Raw genomic sequence first — 11,489 nt, 5'->3', positions numbered from 1 at the left:
AACTCAAAGTTGAGTCTCCTCTGCTTTCCATTTGTATTTTTTAAGATCCACACAACCGTTGGATTTGCATTCCACCCCTTCGGCCCAGAGAAGCGTGCCTTGCTCTTCCCAATCAGGAGCCAGGCGACCAGTAGAGGTCACAACCCGGTGACAGGGATAAGTCACAGCTTTTGTAGAAGTGGCCAAGACCTTGCCGACCTGGCGGGCATGGCGAGGATAGCCAATGAGTTGGGCAATTTGACCATAGGTGGCCACACATCCCAGGGGAATCTGAGCAACGACCCTTAGGACCTTTTCTTCAAATAAATCGTTCATGCTTTACTTCTGCTTACTCTTAAAGCGCCATTCAAAACGCAAACGGTCGTAATAAGGAAAGATCATTTGCAAAAGACCAAATCCCAAAAGCATACTTCCTGTGACGTCTGTCGGGTAATGAACCCCAACATAGACACGAGATACAACGATGGTCACCATACAAAGGAAGAGGGCAAGCTGAGCAAGGACTTTCCCGACTTGAGAGGTCATCCGTTGCCCCACCACAATGATCAAACTACCGAAGACCAGGGTGGCTGCCAAGGAGTGCCCACTTGGGAAAGAATAGCCCCCTTCTTGGACCAAATGTTGAAGTGCTGGTCGTGGGCGTAAATAGATGTGTTTCAGGATCACCACGAGTAATCCAGTTGTAACCAAACTCCCGGTGAGGAGGAGGGCCTCCGTATACCATTTCTTCCAGACAAAGAAGAGGACGATGACGCCAACCCAGGCTGCAACAATTGGTGTGTTCATCAGCATTGTTACACGGGTAAAGAAGGCTGTCAAATAGGCTGGTAAATCCCCGCGAATAGCCGATTGAATCGGTTGATCGATTCCGACTAAATTTTCAGGATAAAATTTGACTACATAGCCCAGAATCATAAATAACAAAAGGGCAAAAGAGCCCTTTAAAAAATGAGATTGTTTATTTTTCATAGATTTTAAGTAGGGGCTGTACGACGGTATATACCATCCAGAAGGTTACAGCCCAAATCAGTCCTTCTATTAGATTAAAGGGAACAACCATACCGAGAAGATACTTTTCAACTCCGACCATCTTTGCGATGTCAAAACCAACAAATTTGGCATAGAGAGGGATGGCATAATAGTAATTGACCAGGAGCATGGAAATGGTTAAACCAATGGTCCCAACTAGACTAGCAATTACAAACCGAACCTGGCTTTTCTTCTTATTCCAAATGACTGCAAATGCTAAGACAAAGACTAAGACACCAATGATATTAATCGGTAAGCCAACCAAGGTCTCAGCTCCTCGACCATTCAAAACCAACTTGAGAACAGATCGAATCAAAACCACCACAACTGAGCTCTTTAGATCTAATAGAACTAAGGCGAGTAAGATTGGGATCGTACTAAAGTCAACCTTTAAAAAATCAATCCCTATTGATAGTTGATAAAACATCAATAGAAAAGAAAGTGCAGATAAAACAGCCACTAGGGTCAGTTTACGAGTATTTGTCATCACAGGTTCCTCCAATTTTTACTAAAATTAGAAGAAGTTGGAAAGATTCCCTTAACCTTATTCTATTTCAATCGTTTTAAAGAAAACTTAAACAGTTCCTTGGTACTTGATTAAAAAAGCCCTGATGCTACAAAAAAAGCGCAAAGACTGATTTCTTATAGAATCAACAAAATTTCCATCAAGTCCATCGTCAAAAAGAACAGGTTTGTTCCTCTCTCGTCTTCTCCCATCCAGACTATACTGTCGGTTGTGGAATCACACCACATCAGCTTGCGCTCGCGGACTTCTTATAGAGTATGGAAATGGAGATTTTTCTTTTAGACGAGGCGACAAGCTCTAGGCATAACTTCTAGTTAGGCAAAGCTTGGCAACAAAGTAGAAAAGGAAAAGAACATTTCCTAGTAAAAGTCACCGCCGGTCGGGAATTTCACCCTGCCCTGAAGACTCCTTAATCATAACAAAAAACACCTGCTATTGCAAGTGTTTTGTAATATCAAAAGTTACAACGAAACTCCTTTTGCAAAGAGCCTCTTCCTACTTCAACTTATCTCCCTCATACTGATGGACCAGCTCTAAGCCTGCAAACTCCTGTTGTCTGAGGGCTTCGTAGACAATCATACAAACGGTATTGGAGACATTCAAGCTTCGAACATGCTCATCATTCATCGGAATCCGAATCGCCTTTTCAGCATGAAGCCGCATAAAATCCTCTGGTAAGCCTTTGTCCTCACGACCAAAAATGAAATAATGTTCTGCATCATCATTATAATCCACATCCGAATAGGTCTGGTCAGCAAATTTTGAAACCAGGTGGACCTTTCCTCCAGCTGCAGCCTCCATAAATTCATCCAAGCTGTCGTAAAAGCGAACATCTAACTTATCCCAATAATCCAGTCCCGCACGTTTCATCTTCCGATCATCGATAGGAAAAGCCATGGGCCGAATGATGTGAAGGGGGGCATTGGTAGCTGCACAAGTACGAGCAATGTTCCCTGTGTTTTGGGGGATTTGAGGTTGATAGAGAACTACATGGTTTTTTGATTTGGTTTCTGTATAAGCTAATTCTTCAATATTCATCACGATCTCATTTCTGGCAAAAAAATAGCCACACTGCCCGGAGTCAAGCTCAGCAAACAGCGTGGTTACGACTTCATTAACTTAACTCACAACAGGTTTGAGGTAAATCAATGAGGTTACTGTATCAGTATACCACTTTCATACCTCCTGTCAACTATTTCGACAAAAAAATTTCACTTTTTTACATTCTCTTTCATGTAGTTTTGAGAATCTACCCCTTTATGCCCTATCTCCACCATTAAGAGGTGATTTTTTTTTGAAAATAGAGTAAGATAGAATCATACTTTGGAGGAAATATTCATGAAAATTATTGTAGTTGGAGGCGGTAAAGTCGGAACAGCACTCTGTCGTTCCCTCGTCGCAGAAAATCACGATGTCATCTTGATTGAACAAGATGAAGCCGTCGTTAATCATATTACCAAACGCTACGATATCATTGGTATTGTTGGAAATGGTGCCAACTTTAAGATTCTCGAACAAGCAGATGTAGCCGACTGTGACATCTTTGTCGCCCTAACAGAGCAAGACGAAGTCAACATGGTTTCTGCCGTCTTAGCCAAAAAAATGGGAGCCAAAGAAACCATTGTCCGGGTCCGCAATCCGGAATACTCAAATTCTTATTTTAAAGAGAAAAATATTCTCGGCTTCTCTCTAGTTGTCAATCCTGAGCTTCTTGCTGCCCGCTACATTGCTAATAGTATTGACTTCCCAAATGCCTTATCTGTTGAGCACTTCGCTGGTGGTCGAGTGGCCTTCATGGAGTTCAAAATCAAGGAGGAAAGCCCGCTCTGCCAGATGACCCTTTCTCAATTCAGAAAGAAATACGGAAACATCATTATCTGTGCTATCGAACGGCAAGGTCAGTTAACGATTCCAGATGGCGACTTCACTTTACAAGCCTTTGATAAGATTTTCATGACTGGAAATCGAGTGGAAATCGTAGACTTCCACAATAGCATTCGTCCGCAAGTCGTTAAAAGCCTGCTTCTGATTGGAGCTGGCAAGATTTCCTACTATCTCCTAAATATTTTGGAAAATAGCAAACGGAAGATTGACTTAAAAGTCATTGAAATCGATCAAAAACGGGCAGAATGGTTTAGTCAAGAATTCCCTGATCTTTATGTTATCCAGGGAGATGGGACATCAAAAGATATTCTAATGGAAGAACGCGCAGGTAACTTTGATGCTGTGGCGACTCTAACAGGGGTCGATGAAGAAAACATTATCGCTTCTATGTTCCTAAATAGCGTAGGTGTTCAAAAGAATATTACCAAGGTCAACCGGACTAGCCTACTGGAAATTATTGATCGGCAAGATTTTTCAAGTATTGTGACACCTAAAGGAATTGCGGTGGACACCATCATGCACTTCATTCGTGGTCGCTATAATGCCCGCTATTCAAATCTTGAAGCCTTGCACCACGTCGCCAACGGTCAAATCGAGACCCTTCAATTCCAGATTCGCGAAGAAAACAAAATGACGGGCAAACCTTTGGCACAACTGAAATTGAAAAAAGGTGTTCTCATCGCAGCCATCATTCGAAACGGGAAAGCTATTTTCCCAACTGGAGATGACCATCTTTTGATAGGGGATCGCATTATCGTTACTACCCTAATCAGCAACATCACTAAAATCTATGATTTGTTAGAGGGGTAAGCCATGAATAAAAGTATGATTCGCTACCTTTTAGCAAAACTCCTTCTGATTGAAGCTATGTTGCTCTGTGTGCCGATTGTGGTTGCACTTCTCAATCTAAAGAACGATTTTGTTGTCAAGGATAGCCCGACTGTCTTTCTCTCCCTATTTGCAACCATTGCCATCCTCCTTGTATTGGGAGGCATTGGTTCCTTTTTCAAACCCAAAGATTTTCACATCTATGCCAAGGAAGGCGTTCTGATTGTGGCTTTGTGTTGGATCCTCTGGTCCTTCTTTGGTGCTCTTCCTTTTGTCTTTTCAGGACAAATCCCAAACATCATTGATGCATTTTTCGAAGTTAGCTCTGGTTTTACGACTACAGGGGCAACCATTTTAAATGACGTCTCCGTCCTCAGTCCTTCCCTTCTTTTCTGGCGTAGTTTCACCCACTTGATTGGAGGGATGGGGGTGCTGGTCTTTGCCCTAGCTATTATGGACAACAATAAGAACAGCCACCTCGAAGTGATGAAGGCAGAAGTGCCTGGTCCCGTATTTGGTAAAATTGTATCCAAATTGAAGAACACAGCTCAAATCCTTTATTACCTCTATTTGGCCCTCTTCTTCCTCTTTGTCGTGATCTACTTCTGTGCCGGCATGCCTCTTTATGATAGCTTTATCATTGCTATGGGGACTGCTGGTACCGGTGGATTCACCGTCTTCAACGACGGGATTGCCCACTACCATTCGACGCTCATCACCTATTTGGTCAGCTTTGGAGTCTTGGTCTTTGGGGTCAATTTTAACCTTTATTACTACATCATGCTTCGCAAGTTCAAAGCCTTCTTCGGCGATGAGGAACTTCGCACCTACCTGATGATTGTCGGAGTTTCTTCCCTTTTGATTGCCTGCAACATTTTCCATCTCTATCATAATTTTGCGGATAGTTTTGAAATGTCCTTTTTCCAAGTCTCCAATGTCATTACCACGACTGGATTTGGTTTTGGCAATACTGTTGATTGGCCACTCTTTTCTCAGTTCCTCCTTCTCATGCTCATGGTGGTTGGTGGATCCGCTGGGTCAACGGCTGGGGGACTAAAAGTGATTCGCTGCTTGATTTTAGCTCGGATCGGCAAGAATCAAATTCGTTCGACTCTCTCACCCAACCGGGTGATGACCCTACATGTGAATGGCACTGCCTTGGATAAGGACACCCAGCACAAAATCTTAAAATATTTCGTAGTCTATACCTTGATTACGATCGCCCTCATTGCGGTTGTCAGCTTTGACAGCAACAATTTTATGACGGTTGTCAGTGCAGTCTTTAGTTGCTTTAACAATATCGGACCGATGATTGGGACAACGGATACCTTCGCTATCTTTAGCCCCATCTCTAAATTCTTACTATCGATTGCTATGATTGCAGGACGTTTAGAAATCTACCCGATGTTACTGCTCTTTATGCCTCGCACCTGGTCCGATCGCTAAAAACAAAAAGTTTTGGAGTAATTCCAAAACTTTTTTCTTTGCTCTGAATGAGACTTCTTATGGAAGTTTGCTCTAACTTAATTTTCGCTTTTCTCTTCTTCTAGGTGGCTTCTCAGACTGAAATGATCTGGAACTGGATCTACTCCAGTCTTGCTCCAGGGATGGCAACGAAGAATCCGGGCAAGCCCCATCAGAATCCCTTTCAAGCCATGCCGTTCAATAGCCTGAATCATATAGTTGGAACAGGTAGGACTATAGCGACAGGAAGGTGGAAAGAGGGGCGAAAGAAGGCGTTGATAGAGACGAACAAGGCTGATTGCACATTTCTTCATTATTTTTTCGTCTTTGTCACTGCAAGGGTATGCAATTGGCTGATTTCTTTTTTATTGAGACGGCGGTATTCACCAGGACGAAGTCCAGAAACGTCTAGATTTCCAAATTGGGTCCGGGACAATTTATCCACCAAGAGGCCAACGGCTTCAAACATCTTTTTGACTTGGTGATTGCGTCCTTCATGGATGGTCAATTGGACAACTGAGCGATTCTTTTCTGGATCAACCTTTAGAATCTCATAGGTAGCTGGCTTGGTCTTTTTGCCATCAATGGTCACACCACGAGTCAAGGGACGCAAGTTTTCTTTGTTCGCCAATCCCTTCACGCGCGCAACATAAACCTTATCAATCTCATTACGCGGGTGGATCATTTCATCCGTAAAATCACCATCATTGGTCAAAATCAGGACACCAGAAGTATCCCAGTCCAAACGACCGACAGGATAAATCCGTTCCTTGACTTGCGGTAGCAAATCAATAACAGTTGGTCTCCCTTTATCGTCTGATACACTGGAGATGACCCCTCTTGGTTTATTTAAGAGGTAGTAAACCTTCTCCTCGTTGTATATTGGTTGACCTTCTACTTCTACCTTGTCTCCAGACTTGATCGTTGTCGCCAATTCACGGACCACTTGGCCATTTACAGTGACAAGGCCTTGCTTAATCAATTCCTCTGCTTTGCGGCGGCTTGCGACACCAGCATGAGCAATATATTTGTTAATTCTCATCAATTTCCTCAGTTCTTTCTGTAAATAATTGGCTTTCTTGACCGATTAACTCAGTCTCTTCAACAATTGGTAGCTCGTCTAGATGGTTTATCCCCATGTAATCCAAAAAGTAATCTGTCGTCACATAGAGATTGGGTCTCCCAATGACTTCTTTCTTCCCATCTTCTCGAATCAACTCAAAAGAAAGTAATTTTGAAATAGCCCCGCTAGAGTTCACCCCTCGAATATCATCGACTTCAATCCGAGTAATCGGCTGTTTATAGGCAATGATGGAGAGAGTTTCCAAGGCGGCACGAGAGAGACTTTGATTCATTGGTGACTTTGAATACTCACGTAACAGCTCTGCATATTGGGACTTGGTCACTAATTTATAGGTTGACGCTGTCTCTAATAAGGCCATACTAGAATCTTGATCCTGCTCATACTTCTGGGCCAATTTTTCTAAACTTTGAATCACCCCTGTGGGAGGAAGGGATAAGAGGTCGGCAATCTGTCTCACCGTTAAACCATCTTCTCCTGCAACAAACAAGAGGGCCTCCATCTCTGCAATTTTACTCATTCTTTAATCCTACTAAAATAATATCTCCAAATGGTTCTTCCTGAAGAGCCTCAACTTCTTGTACTTTAATTAATTCCAAAGTCGCCAAAAAGACTGTAATCAGTTCGTTGACATCCTTGGCTTCCTCAAAAATATCTTGTAACAAGATTCTCTTACCAGGTTGACACAAGTGACGAACAACATTCATCAGGTCTTCAATTCTATACTCGTCTCGAACAATGGTCGTATGATTTTGTCGAAATTCTTCCTTCTTTTTTGTTAACAATTTTGAAAAGGCCAAGAAAAGATCTATCGTGGTCTTGTCATGGACCAATTCAGCATCATCATAGACTAATTCCGTTTTGGGTTTTGAAAAGTACTGGGCTCTCTCCTCGTGTTGAAGGGCCATCTTTTCACCCAATAGTTTAAACTTCCGGTACTCTTCGATTTGAGACAGGAGGTCCTGCTCCAAATCTTCTTCATCCGTTGCTTGCTCCGCAATTTTGGGAAGGAGACGCCGGCTCTTAATCAAGGTCAATTGACTAGCCATCAGCATGTATTCACCAGCAACCTCTAGCCGCATGGCTTGAAGGGTCGTTAAATAGGCCAAGTACTGCTCGATCACCTCAATTAGAGGAACCTCATAAATATCCATTTGGTATTTTGAAACGAGGTGTAAGAGAAGATCCAAGGGACCTTCAAAATCCTTTATTTTAATATCCATTACTTATACTTTTCTAAGGTAACAAGAGTTTTTAAACCGAGCTCGCGGGCGATGCTAAACAGATCCATCCCCTGTTCTCTTTGTTTTAAAATGTATTGTTCTCGTAAGGATTGTGCCGAAAGATTCTCAAATCCTTTTTCCAATAGGAAGGACTCTAATTGACGGAAGCCCCACTGACGCGAGTAGGCCTTGCCCTTGTTATCAAATAAATAAGTCCCCGTCATCAAATCCGTCAACTCTCCTAGAAGAGCATCCGGAATACGCAAGACCCGTTTTTGTCCTTCTTTTCCTACGCGTAAAACCTGAAAATCGAGCTCGATATCAACGATTTTCAACTGAAGAATTTCACTAGGCAATAAGCCCATCTCGACAATCAATAGAGCAATCAAGCGACCTTGGGATAGCTCTGACCCTTCCCACAAGAGGGATAAGTCCAATAGTTCTTGATCGTGGCTTTTCGGCACAGAGACTTTTGGAAGGACTAAGCGATGGTAATCCTCGATAACTTGATGTTGATAAAGATAAAACAAAAATTGGTTGACGGCTGAAAGCTTCCGTTTTTGAACAGCTGGTTTAAAATCTTTAATCGAAGCTTGATAAATTCGAAGATTGGTATCTGAGACATGGTTATGAACAGTATCCACGAACTGATCCAAATCATAAGAATAAGCCGTCTGTGAATTTTCACTTAAGTCTTTTTCTTTGATAAAACTAGCTATGTATTCTTTCATTTTTTCCTCATCTCATATTCATTTGAGAAATTGTGCATGAGGGAGTTGATGGCTTTTAAAATGGATTTTCGAGTGATGATTCCTTCAAAGACTCCATCCTCTGAAACAACCGGTAGAAAGGATTCCTCTACCAACTTATGCAAGACTTCCGTCACAGTATAGTCTTTTCCAAGGCGCTCCCCATCCGTTTTTGTCATATGGACAATGTCCATGGATGAAAAGACTTCATCAGAATAATCATGTTTCATTTGGTAAGAAAGAATATCAGTTAAAGAAATCGTCCCTACGTATTTCATTTGATCGGTCACAACAGGAACACGAGTGTAGCTAATTTGACTCAGCACCAAGATAGCATGATCCACATTATGCGTATCAATCAAGACAGCCAAATTGCGCGCTGGAGTCAAAAAAGTCTTTTCTTCTCGGAGAATAAACTCCTCAAATTCCTTGGCGATCATCGATCAAACTCCTTTGTAAGAGGTTCATAGACCTCATGTTTCCGATTTAAAAATTCAACTCGATAGGAATCTGCATCAATTTCCACTTTAGCATAGAGGCACTCTTGAATAGGCCCCCTCGGTAAACTGACTGACCCAGGGTTTAGAAAAAGGGTACGCCCTTCCTTCCAAGCATCCGGAATATGCAGATGGCCATAGAGACAGATATCCGCATCTTCTTCCTGGGCCCACAAATCTAACTTTTGAAAACTAAAATTAATTTGGAAAAGATGACCATGGGTTTGAATAATCCGAGTAGGACCCAATTGCGTCACCAGACGTTCGGGGTACTCCCCATAAAAGTCCATGTTCCCTTTGACAACATGAATGCCTTCCCATACAGGGTCGGTACTTTCTAACTCAGAATCCCCGTTGTGAAAAATGGCATCGACCTTTCCTTTATAGTGGTTTTTGATTTCTTCTACGATCTGACGATCGCCATGAGAATCGCTCATGACGATAATTACTTGTTCTGCCATGCTGGGAATACCTCCACTAATTTCTTCACGGCTAAAGCACGATGCGATTGTTGATTTTTCTCCTCTAGAGTTAGTTGAGCAGATGTCTTACCTGTTTCTCCTACCAGAAAGAGGGGATCATAGCCAAACCCGTTCTCACCTTTTGGTTCAAAATTGATATATCCTGGCCAATCCGCCTCCACAACAAGGCTCTCCTTACCAGGACTGGCAACCACTAAGGTTGTATGAAATTTTGCTGACCGATCCTTCAATTCAAAGACCATCGCCAACTCGTGTAAGAGCTTGGCATTGTTCTCTAAGTCGGTCGCTCCTACACCTGCAAAGCGAGCAGACCAGACACCTGGTAAGCCCCCTAGGATATCGACCATGAGTCCTGAATCATCTGCCAACACCATTTTCCCTGTTAGCTTTGAAATTGTCTCAGCTTTTAGGCGAGCATTTTCTTCGAAAGTCATTCCTGTTTCAGCGACTTCTGGAAGATCCGGATAGTCATTGAGATTCTCGACTTCAAAACCCATTTGTTCAAAGATCTGACGAAACTCTTTGGTTTTTCCTTCATTCCGAGTAGCGATTAGCAAGCGATCCTTAAGACCTTCCTGGCCCAAAAAATCTGCAAGTGGAAGACCATTCTTTGGCAGATAAACAGAGAGCAATTGCTCTCCTTCTACAATGAGAAGAGCTCCTTGACGCTGCACGATTTCAATTTTGCGACCTAGTGTTTCCTCAACGATTTGAAAGAGGAAGGTCAAAAACTGCAAACTAGAGGCGTAACGAACAACCGTTACATTTAGGGGAAAGCCCAAATCTGTGTCTCCAACTAGTGATTCTACTAGGTCAACAAGCTCAGAAGCTTCTGAAGAGACTTCACTATATTCGTTATAGTCACTCCGATCTCCCCATTCAGCTAGAAACCAATTTAAGGCATCTTTGTATTCATAAATCTTTTGGTTCATAATTCTACATGCTCCACATGAACGACTTGATGCAACCAAGTCTTGGCAATCGCTGCAAAACTGGCTGCATTGGCCGTTGTATAAAACTGATGGTGGCAGTCCTCCAGTTGACGACTGCGATTAATCTCAAAGTAGTTGAGCAAGACCGAGATATCCCGGACACACTCAGCACCGCTATCAATTAACTGAACCTCTGGCCCCATGACATTTTGAATAATAGGGCGAAGGAGAGGATAATGGGTGCATCCCAAAACCAGTGTATCTACTTTCCCAGCCAAAGGTTTCAAGGTTTCATAGACAACTTTTTTTGTAACACTGGACTGCAACTCATTAGATTCAACCAGAGGGACAAATTTCGGACAAGCTAAACTCTCTACTGCCATTTCTGGTGACAGGCTTTGAATTTTTTTCCGATAAATATCTGAAGCGACCGTCATTGGGGTCCCAATGACTCCAATTCGTTTGCTTTTTGTCGCCTTGATCGCTGCGGAAGCTCCTGGCAAAATCACTCCTAGAACGGGGATATCCAAGGCTTCTTTCACCTCTTCCCATACAACAGCTGTCGCCGTATTACAGGCCAAAACAATCATCTTCACATTTTTCGTTAGGAGAAAACGAACCATCTCCCAAGTATAGTCACGAATTTGATCTGCTGGTCTCGGGCCATAAGGTGCTCTAGCGGAATCACCAATATAGACCACCTCTTCATGGGGGAGTTGCCGCATCAATTCGCTAACAACGGTTAACCCTCCGACACCCGAATCCAAAAAACCAATTGGTCGATTGTCCATCTG

General features: G+C 42.7%; 15 protein-coding genes and 1 riboswitch. Of the genes, 2 read left to right on the top strand and 13 right to left on the bottom strand.

Going from position 1 to position 11,489, the window contains the following annotated elements; genetic code table 11:
- Window positions 1-3 precede the first annotated feature (3 nt).
- The 4 genes from AC3E8G_RS07550 to AC3E8G_RS07535 form a co-directional block, all read right to left on the bottom strand.
- On the bottom strand, window positions 4-315 hold the full coding sequence (locus AC3E8G_RS07550; RefSeq protein ID WP_490677400.1) for an MGMT family protein: 312 nt from the start codon (window positions 313-315) through the stop codon (window positions 4-6).
- A gap of 3 nt (window positions 316-318) precedes the next feature.
- A complete protein-coding gene (locus tag AC3E8G_RS07545) occupies window positions 319-969 on the bottom strand; it encodes a phosphatase PAP2 family protein (RefSeq protein ID WP_490677398.1) in 651 nt (216 codons plus the stop codon).
- Complete coding sequence (locus AC3E8G_RS07540) at window positions 959-1,516, bottom strand: ECF transporter S component (protein ID WP_195550054.1); 558 nt, start codon at window positions 1,514-1,516, stop codon at window positions 959-961. Before AC3E8G_RS07540 ends, AC3E8G_RS07545 begins: the two co-directional genes overlap by 11 nt.
- Before the next feature lie 214 nt (window positions 1,517-1,730).
- Window positions 1,731-1,965, bottom strand: a riboswitch (FMN riboswitch).
- 85 nt (window positions 1,966-2,050) lie between these two features.
- Window positions 2,051-2,593, bottom strand: coding sequence for a tRNA (cytidine(34)-2'-O)-methyltransferase (locus tag AC3E8G_RS07535; protein ID WP_048688281.1), 543 nt, complete (start codon window positions 2,591-2,593; stop codon window positions 2,051-2,053).
- A gap of 300 nt (window positions 2,594-2,893) precedes the next feature.
- Here AC3E8G_RS07535 and trkA point away from each other — a divergent pair, with 300 nt between their 5' ends.
- Window positions 2,894-4,249: a Trk system potassium transporter TrkA gene (trkA, locus tag AC3E8G_RS07530; RefSeq protein WP_048688284.1), complete on the top strand. Its 1,356-nt coding sequence runs from the start codon at window positions 2,894-2,896 to the stop codon at window positions 4,247-4,249.
- Between the two features lie 3 nt (window positions 4,250-4,252).
- On the top strand, window positions 4,253-5,713 hold the full coding sequence (locus AC3E8G_RS07525) for a TrkH family potassium uptake protein (RefSeq protein ID WP_048715397.1): 1,461 nt from the start codon (window positions 4,253-4,255) through the stop codon (window positions 5,711-5,713).
- Between the two features lie 77 nt (window positions 5,714-5,790).
- Here the strand turns inward: AC3E8G_RS07525 and yidD are convergent, their stop codons facing one another.
- The 9 genes from yidD to racE are packed head-to-tail and all read right to left on the bottom strand — an operon-like array spanning window position 5,791 to window position 11,486.
- Window positions 5,791-6,045 carry a membrane protein insertion efficiency factor YidD gene (gene yidD, locus AC3E8G_RS07520; RefSeq protein WP_414285690.1) on the bottom strand — a complete coding sequence of 85 codons (255 nt, stop codon included), beginning with the start codon at window positions 6,043-6,045 and terminating at the stop codon, window positions 5,791-5,793.
- The gene (locus AC3E8G_RS07515) at window positions 6,045-6,773 is read right to left on the bottom strand and encodes a pseudouridine synthase (RefSeq protein ID WP_023024093.1); all 729 of its coding nucleotides are present in this window, start codon (window positions 6,771-6,773) and stop codon (window positions 6,045-6,047) included. Before AC3E8G_RS07515 ends, yidD begins: the two co-directional genes overlap by 1 nt.
- A complete protein-coding gene (gene scpB, locus AC3E8G_RS07510) occupies window positions 6,763-7,332 on the bottom strand; it encodes an SMC-Scp complex subunit ScpB (RefSeq protein ID WP_023024095.1) in 570 nt (189 codons plus the stop codon). The genes AC3E8G_RS07515 and scpB overlap by 11 nt, the downstream gene beginning before the upstream one ends.
- On the bottom strand, window positions 7,325-8,035 hold the full coding sequence (locus AC3E8G_RS07505) for a segregation/condensation protein A (protein WP_154857560.1): 711 nt from the start codon (window positions 8,033-8,035) through the stop codon (window positions 7,325-7,327). Before AC3E8G_RS07505 ends, scpB begins: the two co-directional genes overlap by 8 nt.
- Complete coding sequence (gene xerD, locus AC3E8G_RS07500; protein ID WP_048688302.1) at window positions 8,035-8,766, bottom strand: site-specific tyrosine recombinase XerD; 732 nt, start codon at window positions 8,764-8,766, stop codon at window positions 8,035-8,037. The genes AC3E8G_RS07505 and xerD overlap by 1 nt, the downstream gene beginning before the upstream one ends.
- Window positions 8,763-9,224, bottom strand: coding sequence for a cyclic-di-AMP-binding protein CbpB (cbpB, locus tag AC3E8G_RS07495; RefSeq protein ID WP_154857558.1), 462 nt, complete (start codon window positions 9,222-9,224; stop codon window positions 8,763-8,765). The genes xerD and cbpB overlap by 4 nt, the downstream gene beginning before the upstream one ends.
- Window positions 9,221-9,742, bottom strand: a complete 522-nt coding sequence (locus AC3E8G_RS07490; protein WP_048688308.1) for a metallophosphoesterase — start codon at window positions 9,740-9,742, stop codon at window positions 9,221-9,223. Before AC3E8G_RS07490 ends, cbpB begins: the two co-directional genes overlap by 4 nt.
- The gene (locus AC3E8G_RS07485) at window positions 9,727-10,695 is read right to left on the bottom strand and encodes a nucleoside-triphosphate diphosphatase (protein WP_414285686.1); all 969 of its coding nucleotides are present in this window, start codon (window positions 10,693-10,695) and stop codon (window positions 9,727-9,729) included. The genes AC3E8G_RS07490 and AC3E8G_RS07485 overlap by 16 nt, the downstream gene beginning before the upstream one ends.
- Window positions 10,692-11,486 (bottom strand): glutamate racemase, encoded by a 795-nt coding sequence (gene racE, locus AC3E8G_RS07480; protein ID WP_125334813.1) that lies wholly within the window; start codon window positions 11,484-11,486, stop codon window positions 10,692-10,694. Before racE ends, AC3E8G_RS07485 begins: the two co-directional genes overlap by 4 nt.
- Between the last annotated feature and the right edge of the window lie 3 nt (window positions 11,487-11,489).

Source organism: Streptococcus sp. SCPM-O-B-15294 (M123) (genome assembly GCF_058200455.1).
Note: the sequence above shows the minus strand (reverse complement) of the source record. Positions and strands in the feature narration are given on the sequence as shown.